Source organism: Pseudonocardia hierapolitana, assembly GCF_007994075.1.
Lineage (GTDB): Bacteria > Actinomycetota > Actinomycetes > Mycobacteriales > Pseudonocardiaceae > Pseudonocardia > Pseudonocardia hierapolitana.
On sequence record NZ_VIWU01000001.1, the window covers coordinates 3,654,903 to 3,670,799 of the forward strand.

General features: G+C 72.1%; 12 protein-coding genes. 8 read left to right on the forward strand and 4 right to left on the reverse strand.

Going from position 1 to position 15,897, the window contains the following annotated elements:
* The first annotated feature begins 47 nt into the window (after positions 1-47).
* Both FHX44_RS17470 and FHX44_RS17475 read left to right on the forward strand, forming a co-directional pair.
* Complete coding sequence (locus FHX44_RS17470; RefSeq protein WP_212612525.1) at positions 48-2,558, forward strand: VanW family protein; 2,511 nt, start codon at positions 48-50, stop codon at positions 2,556-2,558.
* A 103-nt stretch (positions 2,559-2,661) separates the two neighbouring features.
* A complete protein-coding gene (locus FHX44_RS17475; RefSeq protein ID WP_147256762.1) occupies positions 2,662-3,087 on the forward strand; it encodes a CBS domain-containing protein in 426 nt (141 codons plus the stop codon).
* 11 nt (positions 3,088-3,098) lie between these two features.
* Here the strand turns inward: FHX44_RS17475 and FHX44_RS17480 are convergent, their stop codons facing one another.
* Positions 3,099-6,008, reverse strand: a complete 2,910-nt coding sequence (locus FHX44_RS17480; RefSeq protein ID WP_147256763.1) for a glycoside hydrolase family 2 TIM barrel-domain containing protein — start codon at positions 6,006-6,008, stop codon at positions 3,099-3,101.
* Complete coding sequence (locus FHX44_RS17485; RefSeq protein ID WP_147256764.1) at positions 6,005-7,060, reverse strand: LacI family DNA-binding transcriptional regulator; 1,056 nt, start codon at positions 7,058-7,060, stop codon at positions 6,005-6,007. Before FHX44_RS17485 ends, FHX44_RS17480 begins: the two co-directional genes overlap by 4 nt.
* Positions 7,061-7,211: 151 nt before the next feature.
* On the opposite strand from FHX44_RS17485, the gene FHX44_RS17490 reads away from it, so the two are divergent.
* The 5 genes from FHX44_RS17490 to FHX44_RS17510 all read left to right on the forward strand — a co-directional run bounded on the left by FHX44_RS17490 (position 7,212) and on the right by FHX44_RS17510 (position 11,871).
* Complete coding sequence (locus FHX44_RS17490) at positions 7,212-8,132, forward strand: carbohydrate ABC transporter permease (protein WP_147256765.1); 921 nt, start codon at positions 7,212-7,214, stop codon at positions 8,130-8,132.
* Between the two features lie 101 nt (positions 8,133-8,233).
* The gene (locus FHX44_RS17495; protein WP_147261267.1) at positions 8,234-9,052 is read left to right on the forward strand and encodes a carbohydrate ABC transporter permease; all 819 of its coding nucleotides are present in this window, start codon (positions 8,234-8,236) and stop codon (positions 9,050-9,052) included.
* A 31-nt stretch (positions 9,053-9,083) separates the two neighbouring features.
* A complete protein-coding gene (locus tag FHX44_RS17500) occupies positions 9,084-10,397 on the forward strand; it encodes an extracellular solute-binding protein (RefSeq protein WP_147256766.1) in 1,314 nt (437 codons plus the stop codon).
* A 101-nt stretch (positions 10,398-10,498) separates the two neighbouring features.
* The gene (locus tag FHX44_RS17505) at positions 10,499-11,089 is read left to right on the forward strand and encodes a PadR family transcriptional regulator (protein ID WP_147256767.1); all 591 of its coding nucleotides are present in this window, start codon (positions 10,499-10,501) and stop codon (positions 11,087-11,089) included.
* Entirely contained in the window at positions 11,086-11,871 is a 786-nt protein-coding gene (locus FHX44_RS17510; protein ID WP_147256768.1) for an SDR family oxidoreductase, read from the forward strand. The genes FHX44_RS17505 and FHX44_RS17510 overlap by 4 nt, the downstream gene beginning before the upstream one ends.
* Before the next feature lie 57 nt (positions 11,872-11,928).
* On the opposite strand, the gene FHX44_RS17515 is transcribed toward FHX44_RS17510, so the two are convergent.
* Positions 11,929-13,773 (reverse strand): acyl-CoA dehydrogenase, encoded by a 1,845-nt coding sequence (locus FHX44_RS17515; RefSeq protein WP_147256769.1) that lies wholly within the window; start codon positions 13,771-13,773, stop codon positions 11,929-11,931.
* A 251-nt stretch (positions 13,774-14,024) separates the two neighbouring features.
* Here FHX44_RS17515 and FHX44_RS17520 point away from each other — a divergent pair, with 251 nt between their 5' ends.
* On the forward strand, positions 14,025-15,056 hold the full coding sequence (locus tag FHX44_RS17520) for a peptidoglycan recognition protein family protein (protein WP_147256770.1): 1,032 nt from the start codon (positions 14,025-14,027) through the stop codon (positions 15,054-15,056).
* Positions 15,057-15,074: 18 nt separating this feature from the next.
* Here the strand turns inward: FHX44_RS17520 and FHX44_RS17525 are convergent, their stop codons facing one another.
* Positions 15,075-15,887, reverse strand: coding sequence for a glucose-1-phosphate cytidylyltransferase (locus tag FHX44_RS17525; protein ID WP_147256771.1), 813 nt, complete (start codon positions 15,885-15,887; stop codon positions 15,075-15,077).
* Between the last annotated feature and the right edge of the window lie 10 nt (positions 15,888-15,897).

The window sequence follows — 15,897 nt, forward strand, 5'->3', positions numbered from 1 at the left end:
CGGACCGGGCTTCCGCCCGGTCCGATCGTCGAGGGGAAACGGACTTCATGCCCGAGCGGCAGTCATCGCCTGGGGAGGCGACGGCTTCTTCGGAGCCGGAGATCAAGGAGAGCGCGCGCGAGACGGGGGGCGCCGAGCAGGCTGCGTCGGGGGACGCGCAGCCGGACTCCCCGGTGCGGACGGCCGAGCGCGCGGACGGCGAGGGCGCACGACCCACGCCGTCGCCCCGCCCGTCGCCGCGCCCGGCCCCGTCCGGACCGGCGGCACCCGGCGGCGACGAGAGCCCCACGGTCCGCACGCCCGCAGGGCGCGCGCCGGCACCCGACGGTCGAGCCGGGAACGGCGAGCACCCGAACGGGCGGACGGCGGGCGGCCAGGCGCCGAACGGAGCACCGGCGGGCGGCCAGGCCGGGAACGGTCGCGGCGCGAGCGGCCAACCCGCCGAGGGTGAGGCCCCCACGGTCCGCGCGGCGGCCCAGCGTCCCTCACCCGGCGCCCGCCCGTCCCCGGAACCGCACCCGCCCGCCGGGGCGCACCAGGTGGCGGGCCCGCGTCCTTCCGCACCCCAGCGTCCTGCCGCGGCCCCGTGGGCTCCGGCCACCTCGCACCCGACGGGCGAGAAGCGCTCCAGCGAGGCGACCACGGTTGTCGTCCCGGCGGCCGTGCCGGGGTCGTCCCGGCCACGTGGCGCCGACGGCGCCACCCAGATGCTGCCGCACGCACCGGCCCGTTCACCGCTCGCGGTCGACGAACCCGCCACGGAGCGGATCGAGCGGATCCCGCCCATGGCGCCCCGGCCGCCGCTGCCGCCTGCCGAAGCCCCGACCCACGTCGGACCCGGCGGACCCGGCGGGCCCGACGGACCGGACAGCACCGGTGGCGAGCGCAGGCCCGGCCGCGGACGAAGGCGGATGCTGGTGCTCGCCGCGGCCGTCGGTGCGCTCGGCCTGCTCTACGGCGGCGATCTGCTGCTGAGCTCCGGATCGATGCCGCGTGGGGTCACGGTCGCCGGGATCGGCGTGGGCGGCATGTCCCTGGCCGACGCCGAGGCGCAGCTGCGCTCGGAGATCGGCGCCCGCACCGGCGGTCCGATCCCGGTCACCGTCGGCGACGCCCGCGGGGAGATCGACCCCGCCGCGGCGGGGCTGTCCATCGACTGGGAGGACACCCTGGCGCGGGCCGGCTCCCAGCCGCTGAACCCGATCACGAGGATCACGTCGTTCTTCACGGATCGAGAGGTCGGCGTGGTGACGATCGCCGACCCGACCGCGCTCAACCAGGCGCTCGAGCAGCTCGGCCCGGTCGTCGACCGGGAGCCGACCGAGGGGACGGTGCGGTTCGAGGGCACGCAGCCCCAGCCGGTGGACCCGAAGCCGGGCCAGCAGCTCGACGTGGTCGCGGCCGGCGACGTCCTGAAGCGGGACTGGGCGAACGGGAGTGCGGTCGAGCTGCCCATCTCCGAGCTCGCGCCCACCACCACGGCCGAGGACGTGGCCACGGCGATCCAGGAGGTCGCGCGGCCCGCGGTGGCCGCGCGGATCACGGTCGTCGGGGAGAACGGGGTGCAGGGCACGGTCACCCCGGACGTGATCGCCGCGTCGCTGAGCTTCCTGGCCGAGAACGGCGCACTCGTGCCGGAGCTGAACCAGCAGGCGATCCAGGACGCACTCGCGCCGCAGATGGCGGAGTCGGAGAAGCCAGGCCGGGACGCCACCTTCGACTTCGCCGGCGGCAGCCCCGTCGTCGTGCCGTCCCAGGACGGGCGCGGTGTCGACTACGAGGCCACGGTCGCCGCGCTGGTCGGGGTGCTGGGCAACCCGGAGCCGCGCGAGGTCACCGCGGTCTACGCCGAGAAGCCGGCCGAGATCACCACGGAGGAGCTGCGGGCGCTGGGCAACCCGGAGATCATCGGGGAGTTCACGACGGGCGGGTTCGCCCCGGACTCGGGCCGGAACATCCGCCGGGCCGCCGAGCTGATCAACGGGAAGATCGTGCAGCCGGGAGAGGTGTTCAGCCTGGACGCCGCCACCGGGCCGCGCACCGCGGCCAACGGGTACGTCGAGGCCGGTGTGATCGACAACGGGCGGGCGTCGCGCGGCATCGCCGGCGGGGCGTCGCAGGTGTCCACCACGCTGTACAACGCGGCCTACTTCGCCGGGATGACCCTGCTCGAGCACAAGGCGCACAGCTTCTACATCAGCCGGTACCCGGCCGGCCGCGAGGCGACGATCGCCACCGGTGCCATCGACAACAAGTTCCGCAACGACAACCCGAGCCCGATCATGATCCGCACGCGGTGGACGCCGACGTCGGTCACGGTGCAGATCTACGGTCAGCGCAGGTACGAGGTCACCGGCGAGTTCGGGCCGCGGACCAACCCGACCCAGCCCAACGAGGTCACGATCCCGTCGGGCGAGGACTGCCACCCCAGCAACGGGGCCCCCGGGTTCACGATCACCGACACCCGCACCCGGCGCGACGTCAACACCGGCGAGGTCACCAGGGAGACCATCACCACCCGCTACAACCCGTCCCCGCGGGTGGTCTGCGAGGACTGACGGCACCGGCCGGCACGGGCTCACTTGCGTCGGGGGTTCCGGAAGCGGGACCCCAGTTCGTACCCTCGGTTGTTCAGCGGCGACGAGATCGGGGGTCCATGCGATGCGGATCGCGGACGTACTGCGCAGAAAGGGCACCACCGTGGCGACGGTGGGGCCCGATGTCACGGTCACAGAACTCCTCGGCGAGCTCGCCGCCCACAACGTGGGTGCGTTGCCGGTCGTCGAGAACGACGACATCATCGGCATCGTCTCCGAACGCGACGTGGTGCGTCGCCTGCACGCGGGCGGTGCGGCGCTCCTGCAGGCCAAGGTGGCGGACATCATGACCACCGAGGTCACCACGTGCGGCCCCGGCGACGACGTCAGCGATCTCGCCGCGGTCATGACCTCCCGGCGCTTCCGGCACCTCCCCGTGGTCGTGGACGGCCGGTTGGTCGGGATCGTCAGCATCGGCGACCTGGTGAAGGCGCGCATCGACCTGCTGGAGTCCGAACGCGCCCAACTGCAGAACTACATCGCGGGCTGACGAACCCCCGATCAGACCGGAGTCATCGCGAGCCGTATCCGCGCGGGCGCCGCATGCAGCTCGTGCTGCGGCAGCACGTCGGGCCCGCAGCTCGCGGTGCCCACACCGCGGTGGGCGAGGTCGACGGTGAGGTGGACCCGGTCACCCGGCACGAGGTCGACGGGGTGCTGCGCGGAGTCGAGTGCGGCGCTGGTCCAGCGCCGCACGGTGAGCCCGAAGGTCGCGAGCCCGAAGGTCGCGAGCCCGGACGTCGCGAGCCCGGACGTCTCCGCATCCCCGTCGTCCACGGGCAGCGCCTCGATCCGCAGGCCGGCACCCCCGCCCGTGAGCTGGGCCCAGCGCACGTCCGCCCGCCTGCCGTTCTCCTGCGGCATGACGTAGGGCGTCTGCAACCCGTCCACCGAGCTCGTGAACCGGCCGACGCGGGCCGCGCGGAGGGTGTCCGGATATGCCTCGCCGGGGCCGCCGCCGTACCACGTGACGTCGTCCAGCTCGGCCGGCAGCGACCAGACCAGACCCAGCCGCGGGATGGGCCCGGGCCACTCGCCTTCCGGACGCACCGAGACGTCGAGCAGCAGCCCGCCGCCCGTGAGCGGGGTCCAGCGCATCGTGGACAGGAGCCCCGCGTCGAGGGCGGCCGGCGCCGTGCGGGTGCGGACGACGACCACCCCACCGTCCTCGTCGCGCACGTCGAGCACCCGGTGCCGCAGCCGGTGCAGGCCCGTCGCCCGCCACGCCTCGGCGGCCGAATCGCGCGGGATCCGGTCGTTGTCGGTGGGGGCGCGCCACGCGTCGAGGCGCGGGCCGTCCACCGCGATGCCGGCGAGCCCGGTGAGCACGCCGCGGATCCGGTCCAGCGCCGGTGCTCCGGTGGCCGGAGCGACCGCGATCCTCGGCCGCTCCACGAGCCGCACCTGACCCCATGCGATCTCGTGGCCGGCAGGGGCCCAGGTCGCGTCGGCGGCGAGGACGGCGCGCACGGTCAGCCACGTCTCGGCGTCGCCTGCCGCCTTGGCCGGCAGGTCCAGCTCGACGCTGTGGCCCGCCGCTACCCGCGGCACGTCCAGCTCGCCCGCCTCGACCTCGACGCCCTCCTCCTCGACGGTCCACGGGAAGCGCAGGTGGCCGAGGTCGAGCACCTCGTGCAGGTTGGTGATGCGCAGGCGCCCGTCCGGGGTGCCGCTGATCCGCACCGGCTCGATCACCTTGGCGAACTCGTGCAGCCCCGGTGAGGGCGTGCGGTCCGGGAAGAGCAGCCCGTCGGCGACGAAGTTGCCGTCGTGCAGCTCCTCGCCGAAGTCGCCGCCGTAGCCGAAGAACTCGCGGCCCTGCGCGTCGCGGGTGCGGAGGCCGTGGTCGATCCACTCCCACACGAACCCGCCCTGGCAGCGGGGGTGGGTCTCGAACAGCTCCTGGTACTCGGTGAGCCCGCCCGGCCCGTTGCCCATCGCGTGGGCGTACTCGCAGAGCACGAACGGCGCGGCCCGCCGGGCCGCGTCCTGCACCGGGTCGACGCCCCGTGCAGGCTCCTCCCGGCGACCGATGAGGTCGGTCTCGGCCTGCGAGGCGTACATCCGGCTGTAGACGTCGGACCAGCGTCCGTCGGGGCAGTGCTCGTAGTGCACCGGCCGGCCCGGGTCGCGCTCGTGGGCGTAGCGGTACATGCGCTCGAGGTTGCGGCCGGTCCAGGACTCGTTGCCGAGCGACCACATGACCACGGATGCGTGGTTCTTGTCGCGCTCGACCATCCGGCGCATCCGGTCGGCGTACGCGTCGCCCCACATCGGGTCGTCGGTGGGGTTGCCCCGCCAGCCCACGTGCACGAAGCCGTGGGTCTCGAGGTCGCACTCGTCCACGACGTACAGGCCGTACTCGTCGCACAGCTCCAGGAAGCGGGGGTGCGGCGGGTAGTGGCTGGTGCGCACCGCGTTGATGTTGTGCCGCTTCATCAGCAGCACGTCGTCGAGCATGTCCTGCTCGGTGACGGCACGGCCGCGGTCGGGGTGGAACTCGTGCCGGTTCACGCCCCGCAGCAGCACCCGGTTGCCGTTGACGGTGAGCAGCCCGTCGGAGATCCGCACGGTGCGGAACCCGACGCGCAGGTCGACGCGCTCGGCGTCGGTCACCACGTGGAGGCCGTAGAGCCGGGGCACCTCGGCGCTCCACGGCTGCGCGGCCGGGAGGCGCACCTCCTCGCCGGGGGCGATGTCGACACCGAGCTCGGGCACCAGGATGCGGGCCCCCGCATCCCCCGTGACGTCGACGCGGAGGGTGCCGGCCCCGTCCTCGTAGCCGGCGTGCACGAACACGTCGTCCACCCCGCCCGCCGGCCGGGACAGCAGTGAGACGTCCCGGAAGATCCCGGACATCCACCACATGTCCTGGTCCTCGAGGTAGCTCCCCGCCGACCACTGGTGCACCCGTACCGCCACCAGGTTGTCGGCGCCGGGGCGGACGACCTCGGTGACGTCGAACTCGGTCGGGAGCCTGCTGCCCTGGGCGGTGCCGACCTCGTGGCCGTTGACCCAGACGGCGAAGCAGGAGTCGACGCCCTCGAACCGCAGCACGACACGGGAGCCGGACCACCCCGCCGGCACCGCGACGGTGCGGCGGTAGCTGCCCGTCGGGTTCTCGGTGGGCACGCGGGGCGGGTCGATCGGGAACGGGTAGCGCGTGTTGGTGTAGGCGGGCCTGCCGTACCCGTGCAGCTGCCAGTGGGCGGGCACCGGCAGCTGTGCCCACGCGCTGTCGTCGAAGCCGGGCTCGGCGAACCCCGCAGGTGCCTCCGCGACCGTCTCGGCCAGGTCGAACCGCCACTGCCCGTTCAGGCCCAGCCGGGGCGCGTTCGACCTCGCCGCCGCCCGCGGCGGCAGCACGCGGGCGTCCGGGCGTGGGTCCTCGACGTAGGACGCAGGCGTCACTTGCGGATCCCTCCTGGGGTGTACCGGCCGGTGCTGGAGCGCACGATCAGGTCGGGGACCATCCGCACCGGGATGGGCTCGGCGGCGCCGGGGTGCTCGATCTGGGCGAGCAGCATCGCGACGGCGCGGCGGCCCTCGTCGATGAAGTCCTGGCGCAGGGTGGTGAGCGGCGGGATGAGGTAGGCGGCCTCGGGGATGTCGTCGAAGCCGATCACGCTGACGTCGCCGGGCACGGCGCGGCCTGCCTCGTGCAGCGCGAGCATGAGTCCGACCGCCATCTGGTCGTTGGCGGCGAACACGGCGCTCACGTCGGGGTCGGCCGCGAGGATCCGGCCGGTGGCGTAGCCGGAGCGCGCGCTCCAGTCGCCCTGCAGCGGCTCGTGGACCGGCGCTCCCGCTGCCTCGAGCGCCGCGCGCCAGCCCCGTACCCGCGAGCGGGCCGCCTCGAAGCGCAGCGGCCCGGCGAGGTGCCGGACGGTGGGATGGCCGAGGTCGAGCAGGTGCCGGACGGCGTTGTGGGCACCGGCGGTCGAGTCGAACTGGACGCCGGCCGACACGGCGTCGAGGCCGCCGCGCAGGACCATGAGCGGGACCGTCGGCGAAATGGCGCGAAGCGCGGCGTCGGCATCGACCTCGGGGTCGATCGCCAGGACGCCCTCGACGCGCTGTGCGGCCATGCGGTCGACGGCGGCCAGCGCCGAGGCCCGGTCGAAGCGCGAGAGGCTCTCGGTGCTCACCGCGTACCCCGCGTCGCGAACCGCCGCTTCGACGCCCCGCAGCGTGGTGGCCGGCCCGTACAGATCGGTGCCGATCGTGACGATCCCGATCGTGCGTGACCGCCCCGAGGCGAGCGAGCGGGCGGCCGCGCTGGGCCGGTAGCCGAGCTCGCGCATCGCGGCGAGCACCCGCTCGCGGGTGGAGTCGCGCACGCCGGGCTGATCGTTGATCACGCGCGAGACGGTCTGGTAGGAGACGCCTGCCAGTGCGGCGACGTCCGTCATGACCGGCGTGCCGTGCCGGCCGGTGGCGCGGGGGGCACTGCTGTCGACCATGGCGCCTCCCCGCCTCGACTGTGAACGCTCACACGATAAGGCCGGGGCGCCGGTCTCAGGCAAGCAACGTCTTTCGGACCCCTCTTGACCGCCAGTGTGTGAGCGCTCACACTTGCGGCCGCGGCGTGGCGACGATCGAGGAGGATCGCCGATGGCGGTTGCGAGCCATGGCACGGTCGTGCGGGAGCATGCGCACCCGTCCCGGCGGCGAGCCCTCACCGGGTTCTTGTTCTTCGCCCCGTTCCTGCTCGTGTTCGTCGCCGCGATCGTCGCGCCGCTGCTGTACGCGCTGGTCCTGAGCCTCTTCCGGCGGCGGCTGATCGGCGGCACCACGTTCGTCGGCCTGGACAACTACCTCCGCGCCGCCGTGGACCCCGAGTTCATCGCCGGGCTCGGGCGCGTCGCGCTGTTCCTGGTCTTCCAGGTGCCGGTGATGCTGCTGCTCGCGCTGTTCGTGGCGCTGGCGATCGACAGCAGGCGGGTGTGGTGGCCGAAGCTGTTCCGGCTGGGCGTCTTCGTGCCCTACGCGGTACCCGCCGTGGTGGGCACGCTCATGTGGGGCTTCCTGTACGGCGGCCAGTTCGGTCTCACGGGGCAGATCGCCGACGCGTTCGGCGTCGACCCACCGGACTTCTTCGGGCAGACGCTCATGCTGCCTGCGCTGGCCAACATCGTCACCTGGCAGTACGTCGGCTACAACATGCTGATCCTCTACGCGGCGCTGCGCGCGATCCCGCACGACCTCTACGACGCGGCCGAGGTCGACGGAGCGGGTGAGTTCCGGAAGGTCTGGAGCGTCAAGCTGCCCGCGCTGCGCCCCGCGCTGCTGCTCGCGACGATCTTCTCGGTGATCGGCAGCTTCCAGCTCTTCACCGAGCCGAAGGTGATGGCGGACCTCGCGCCCGCCGTGATCACCACCTCGTACACGCCCAACATCTACGCCTACGAGCTCGCCTTCAACGGCCAGCTGGTCGACTACTCGGCCGCGCTCTCCGTGCTGCTCGGCGTGGCGACGATCGTCGTCGCCTACGTCGTGCAGCTGACCACCGCGCGGCGGGAGCGGATCCTGTGACCGCCGTGGACACCGCGCCCGCCCAGCGCGCGCGATCGACGCGGCGAGCGGCCGCCGAGGGCGGAAGCCGCACCCGCAGGCCGAGCGTCGTCCTCACCGCGATGCTGCTCGGCCTGCTGGCCTACTTCCTGCTGCCCCTCGCCTGGCTCGCCATCAACTCGACGAAGAGCAGCACCGGGCTGTTCGAGAGCTTCGGGCTCTGGTTCGCCGACGACTTCCACCTGTTCGAGAACGTGCGCGACGTGCTGACCTACACCGACGGGATCTACGTCCGGTGGTTCCTGAACACGGTCGTGTACGCGGTGGTCGGCGCGGGCGGTGCCGCACTGCTCGCGGCGCTGGGCGGCTACGGCGTCGCGAAGTTCGACTTCCCCGGTCGGCGGCTGCTGCTCGCGGGCGTGCTCGGCGCGGTGATGGTGCCGGTCACCGCGCTGGCGATCCCCACGTACCTGCTGCTGAGCTCGGTGCAGCTGGTCGACACGCCGTTCGCGGTGATCATCCCGTCGCTGGCGAGCCCGTTCGGGCTCTACCTGATGTGGATCTACGCGGCCGCGGCCGTGCCCGACGAGCTGCTCGAGGCGGCCCGGCTGGACGGCGCCGGTGAGCTGCGGATCTTCTGGTCGGTGGCGATGCGGCTGCTGGCGCCCGGCTTCGTGACCGTGCTGCTGTTCCAGCTCGTCCACGTCTGGAACAACTACTTCCTGCCGCTGATCGTCCTCAACGACCCGGCCTGGTTCCCGCTCACGGTCGGGCTCAAGCAGTGGAACGAGCAGGCCTACGCCGCGGGCGGGGGCGGCGTGGCGGTGTTCAACCTCGTCATCACGGGCTCGCTGCTGGCGATCATCCCGCTGATCGCGGTGTTCCTCGTGCTGCAGCGGTATTGGCAGGCGGGCATCGCGATGGGCGCCGTCAAGCAGTGAGTGCCACCGACCCCGGGGAGGACCGAAACCGATGATCCGATCACGGAGCACGCTCGCGGCGGCATCCGTCGCGCTCGCCATGGCGCTGTCCGCGTGCAGCGGCGGCGATGGTGGCGGGGGCGGTGGCGGCGGGGAGACCTGCGACGGCCCGCTCACGCTCTGGACCTGGGTGCCCAACATCCAGGCGGCCGTCGACCTGTACGAGCAGTCCCATCCGGGCGTGGACGTACAGGTGTCCAACGTCGGGCAGGGCGACGAGCACTACACGCAGCTGCGAACCGTGCTCTCGGCCGGCACCGGCGCCCCCGACGCCGTGCAGATGGAGTTCAAGAACATCCCCGCGTTCACGCTCACCGAGTCGCTCGTCGACCTCACCCAGTACGGCGCGGCCGACGTGGAGAACCGGTTCCTGCCCTCGGCGTGGCAGCAGGTGAAGTTCGGTGACGGGATCTACGGCATCCCGCAGGACACCGGCCCCATGATCATGCTGTACCGGCCGGACATCTTCGACGGCCTCGGCATCCCGGTCCCCACCACGTGGGACGAGTACATCGAGGCGGGCCGGAAGATCCAGGCGAGTGGTCCCGACCGCTTCATCGGGCACCTCGGCCCGGACGACGCCGGCGGCGTCTCGAGCCTGCTGTGGCAGGCCGGAGCGCGGCCGTTCGAGCTCGAGGGCGAGTCGTCGCTCACCATCGACTTCTCCGACGAGGGCACGGCCACCTGGGTGCGGACGTTCAACACGCTGGTGTCCGAGCGCCTCGTCGAGCCCGTGCCCGGCTTCACGGACGAGTGGTACCGGGGCATGGCAGAGGGCCGCTTCGCCACCTGGGTGGCCGGTGCCTGGGCGCCGACGTTCCTGCAGACCGTGATCCCACAGGCCGAGGGCCAGTGGCGGGTGGCGCCGATGCCGAACTACGGCGAGCCGGTGGTGCCCGAGAACGGCGGCTCGTCCGTGGCGGTCACCACGCAGAGCGAGTGCCCCGCCGCCGCGGCCGAGTTCGCGATCTGGCTGAACTCCGACCCGGCGGCGGCCAAGGCGCTGAACGAGACCAGCCTGCTGTACCCGGCCACCCGGGCGCTCGTCGAGGACCCGGCGTGGCTCGCCGCGCCGATGCCGTTCCTCGGCGGGCAGCAGGCCAACCAGGTCTACGTCGAGGCCTCGAAGCAGGTCTCGGAGGGCTGGCAGTACACGCCCTTCCAGGACTACACCGAGTCCGTCTTCCCCGACACGATCGGGCAGGCGATCGTCAACCGCACCGACCTGCAGGCAGGCCTCGACGCATGGGGTGAGCGGCTGCGCGCCTACGCCACGGAGCAGGGCTTCCAGGTCCAGGGCAGCTGATCCTTCGCGCGAACGGCGCTCGGCATCGAGCCGGGCGCCGGTCGACGTCTCCGGACCACGTTATAGTCTGATTGGACTATTCGAATCGGACCGGAGTCGTCGTGAAGCCCGTGAACCTGCTGGGGATGGCCCTGCTGCGACTGCTCGCCGAGCGTCCGCAGCACCCCTACGAGCTGCGGCAGCGCATGCGGGACGAGGGCCTCGACCGGATGATCAAGGTGACGCACGGTGCGCTGTACTACTCCGTGGAGTCCCTGGTGAAGGCGGAGCTGATCGCCCCGGTCGAGGTGAGCCGTCAGGGCAGGCGGCCCGAGCGCACCGTCTACGAGATCACCGACGCCGGCCGCGAGGTCGCAGGGGACCGGCTGCGCGAGCTGCTGTCGACGGTCGCTCCGGAGCCCACGACGTACGGCGCCGCGCTGGCGTTCCTGTCGCTGGTGCCGCCCACGGACGCGGCGCGCCGGCTCGAGCTGCGCGCCGTGCTGCTCGAAGGCGAGCTCGCCGCCGCGGGCACGCGCCACGACGCGCTGATCGAGCAGGGCGTTCCGCCAGTGGCGCTCGTGGAGATGCGCCACCACCAGGCACACCTGCGGGCAGATCTGGAGCTCACCCGCTCGATCCGCGACGACATCAGGAGCGGGCGGATGAGCTGGGAGCCGGTACTCGGATCGGCAGACGGGAGCGAGCGGTGAGGGTGTGGTTCGTCACAGGGGCGTCGAGCGGCTTCGGGCTGGAGATCAGCCGGCAGGCCCTCGACCGCGGGGACGCGGTCGTCGCCACCGCGCGCCGCCCGCAGCTGGCGGCCGCGGCGCTCGACGCTCCGCGAGACCGGCTGGCGGTCGTCCCCCTCGACGTCACGTCGGAGCCCGCGGCGCGGGCGGCCGTCGAGCGAGCGCTCGAGGCGTTCGGCCGGATCGACGTGCTCGTGAACAACGCGGGCCGAGGGCTGTTCGGGGCGGTGGAGGAGACCACGCTCGGCGATGCCCGCGCGCTCTTCGAACCGAACGTGCTCGGTGTACTGGCGGTCACGAGGTCCGTGCTGCCCGTGATGCGCCGGCAGCGGTCGGGCCGCATCGTCATGATGAGCTCGATGGGCGGCTTCTCGTCCGGGGCGGGGTTCGGCGTGTACGCCGCCAGCAAGTTCGCCGTCGAGGCCATCGGCGAGGCGCTCGCGGAGGAGCTCGCCCCGTTCGGCGTGCGCGTCACGATCGTGCAGCCGGGCGTGTTCGAGACGGGGTTCGCCGTGTCGAGCTCCGAGAAGGCGAGCGAGCCGATCGCCGCCTACGCGCCTGCGGGGGACACCGTCGAGCAGTACGACGACGGCGTCCCCGGCGGGGATCCCGCAGCCGCGGCGGCGGCGATCGTCGGGCTGGCCGACCGGGAGGACCCGCCACTGCGGCTCCCCCTCGGCGAGGACGCGGTCGCACGGATCCGCGCGAAGGCGGAGGCCGTGCTCGCCGGCCTCGCCCCCTGACTTCCCCGACGAGCGGCGCGTTCGTCGGATAGGTACCGACGAACGCGCCGCTCGTCATCAGAACGCGGCTTCCGGGAGATCCATGAGGCTGTTGTCCGTGGCCTCCACCACCGCACGCTGGGCGCTCAGCTGCGGCAGCACGGACTTGGCGAAGAAGCGCGCGGCGCCCACCTTGCCCTCGTAGAAGGCCACGTCGCGGGCGGAGGGCTCCCCGCCGAGCGCGGTGAGTGCCACGTCGGCCTGGCGCAGCAGGAGCCAGCCGATCAGCAGGTCGCCGACGGCCATCAGCAGCCGGACGGTGTTCTGCCCGACCTTGTAGAGGCTCGTCGGATCCTCGGCCGATGCCATGAGGAAGCCGGTGAGGGTGCCCAGCATGCCCTGGACGTCGGCGAGGGCCGTGGCGAGCAGCGCCCGCTCCTCCTTGAGCCGCCCGTTGCCCGACTCCGAGTCGAGGAACGCCTTGATCTCACCCGCCACGTGGCCGATCGCCTGGCCGTTGTCGCGCACGATCTTGCGGAACAGGAAGTCCAGCGACTGGATCGCGGTCGTGCCCTCGTAGAGCGAGTCGATCTTCGCGTCGCGGATGTACTGCTCGATCGGGTAGTCCTGCAGGTAGCCCGAGCCGCCGAGGGTCTGCAGCGAGAGCAGCAGCTGCTCGCTGGCGCGCTCGGAGCCCACGCCCTTGACGATGGGCAGCAGCAGGTCGTTGACCCGCTCCGCGAGCATGGTGTCCGCTCCGGACGCTTCACCCTCCTTGACCTGGTCCTGGAACGTCGCGGTGTAGGTGTAGAGCGCGCGCAGGCCCTCGGCGTAGGCCTTCTGCAGCATGAGGATGCGGCGCACGTCCGGATGGTGCGTGATCGTCACCCGCGGTGCGGTCTTGTCGAGCATCCTCGTCAGGTCGGCGCCCTGCACGCGCTCCTTGGCGTACTCGAGCGCGGCGAGGTAGCCGGCCGAGAGCGTGCCGATCGCCTTCGTGCCCACCATCATCCGGGCGTACTCGATCACCTGGAACATCTGCGCGATGCCGTCGTGCACCTCGCCCAGCAGCCAGCCGACCGCGGGGATGCCGTGCTGGCCGAAGGTCAGCTCGCAGGTGGTGGACGCCTTGAGGCCCATCTTGTGCTCGACGCCGGTGACGAAGGCGCCGTTGCGCTCGCCCGGCTCGCCGGTCTCCGGGTCGAAGTGGAACTTCGGCACGAGGAAGAGCGACAGGCCCTTGGTGCCCGGCCTCGGCGTGATCCCCGGGCCCTCGGGGCGGGCCAGCACGAGATGCATGATGTTCTCGGTCAGGTCGTGCTCGCCCGAGGTGATGAAGCGCTTGACGCCGTCGAGGTGCCAGCTGCCGTCGGGCTGCTGGAACGCCTTCGTGCGGCCTGCGCCGACGTCGGATCCGGCGTCGGGCTCGGTGAGCACCATGGTGGCACCCCAGCCGCGCTCGATCATGAGTTCGGCCCAGCGCTTCTGCTGCTCGGTGCCGTTGCGGTGCACGACGGCGGCGAAGTTCGGGCCCGCCATGTACATGAAGGCTGCCGGGTTGGAGCCCAGGATCAGCTCGGACGCCGCCCACTGCACCGTGGCCGGGATGCCGTAGCCGCCGAGCTCGGCAGGCAGGGACAGGCGCCACCACTCGCCCTCCCACAGCGCGCGGTAGCTGTCCTTGAGCGACTGCGGGAGCGTGACGGAGTGGGTGGCCGGGTCGAAGACCGGCGGGTTGCGGTCGGCGTCGGCGAACGACTCCGCGAGCGGGCCGGTGGCCAGGGTGTTCAGCTCGGTGAGCACGCCGCGCACCGTGTCGGCGTCCACGCCGTCGAAGGGAGCAGTGCCCAGCCGGTCCTGCACCCGGAAGACCTCGAACAGGTTGAACTCGAGGTCCCGCAGGTTGCTCCTGAAGTGGCCCATCGTGCATCGCTCCTCAGCAGGGTGGGACGTCCTACTCGTCGGTAACCCAAGGGTATTACTCATCGGTAACCCCAGCAAGGTGCGAGCGGGCCGGCAACGCCTGAAGGGCCAGCGAGCCGCCGGAGCGCAGCGGAGGCAATCCGGCACGGCCCCGTCCGGGCGATCACACCTTCGAGCCGCAACGTTGTCTGCCGCGTTTGCGTCGCTCATCGTTCGGAGATCAACGAGGGGACCGTCGATGGGAGGGCGAGGTGTGGGGTCCGGGTGCATCCCGCCGCAACGTCCTCCTCGGCGGGCTCGTCCTCACCGGGACGATCGGCGGCCTGATCCGGCCTTCCGAGGCGTGGGCCGGACCGGCGGCGACGGCCCCGCCGGTCATCGGCTGCGACGCGTGGGGGGCCCGCGCACCGTCGGGCGTCATCCCCGTGTGGGACCGGCGGCCGCTGCGGATCATCGTGCACCACACCGCGACGGCGAACGTCGAGGACTACAGCCGGGGCGCCGCCGAGTTCGTGGCCCGCACGATCCAGGACTTCCACATGGACCGGCGCGGCTGGATCGACACCGGGCAGAACTTCACGATCAGCCGCGGCGGTCACATCCTGGAGGGCAGGCACGGCAGTCTCGAGGTGTTGCGCGCGGGCGACCGGCACGTCGAGGGCGCACACTGCACCGGGCAGAACGTCGAAGCCGTCGGCATCGAGAACGAGGGCACCTACACGGCGCTCACGCCGCCGGACCGGCTCTGGAGCCGGTTGCGGGCCATGTGCGCCTACATCTGCCAGCAGTACGGCATCCCGCCGACCGAGATCGGCGGGCACCGCGACTTCAAGGACACGCTCTGCCCCGGTGACGCGTTCTACGCGATGTTGCCGCGGCTGCGCAGCGAGGTCGCGGACGCGCTCGGTCAGCCGCTGTCCGGCCGGACTGCCCGGCGGGCGTCGTGGCCGCTGCTGCGTCCCGAGAGCTCCGGCCCCGTGGTGCAGGCGGCCCAGCACCTCCTGCGCGCCGCCGGCCTCACCGACGTGCAGCCGAACGGCCGCTTCGACGCGCGGACGGTCGCAGCCGTGCGGCAGTACCAGCAGGCGCACCGCACCGAGGAGGTCAACGGGCTGATCGGCGGGGAGACGTGGCCGTTGCTCGTGACCGCGAAGGGTGCGGACCAGCAGGAGGTCACGCTCGCCGTGCGCGCCCTCACCCCCGACGGCGCCGTGCGCGCCTCCGCCCTGCCCGGCACGGAGGAGTGGAAGCGCCTGCTGAGCGCCGCCGAACGCCGCCCGTGAGGGCGATCCGCCCGGTAATCAGGTGCGGTTGCGGTCCTCCCAGACCTTCCAGGGCGCGTCGCCCTTGGCCCAGAGTGCGTTGAGCGCCTGGTAGTCCTTGTAGGTGTCCATCGCGGCCCAGAAGCCCTCGTGCTTGTTCACCGTGAGCTGCTTGTCGCGGGCGAGGCGCTGCAGCGGTTCCGCCTCGAGGAACAGGTCCTCCTCGTCGTCGAGGTAGTCGTCGAGGAACGACTTCTCGAACACGAAGTACCCGCCGCTCACCCAGCCCGTGACCTGGGTGGGCTTCTCGTTGAACTCCGCGACGACGTTGCCGTCGACCTGCATCTCGCCGAACTTCGACGTGGGGTGCACGCCGGTGACGGTGCCGATGCGGCCGCCGTCGGCGTGGACCTTCGCGAGGTTCCCGATGTCCACGGCGCTGACGCCGTCGCCGTAGGTCATCATGAACTGCGGGGTGTCGATGTAGTCGCGGATGCGCCGCAGCCGCGCGCCGGTGCCCGCCTCGAGGCCGGTCTCGGCGAAGGTGATCTCCCAGTTCTCGTCGGCCACGCCGTTGCGGAACCACGGCTGGTGGTCACCCTCGGAGAGCGAAAGGGTGAAATCGGACATGTGTGCCCGGTAGTCGAGGAAGAACTGCTTGATCTCCCAGCCCTTGTAACCGAGGCAGAGGATGAAGCGGCGGTACCCGTAGTGGCTGTAGAGCTTCATGATGTGCCACAGGATCGGGCGTCCGCCGATGTCCACCATGGCCTTCGGCAGGCGTTCGCTCACCTCGCGGATACGGGTGCCCTGTCCGCCGCACAGGATGACAACGGGAGTGTCGTAGTCCATCAGGAAGCGT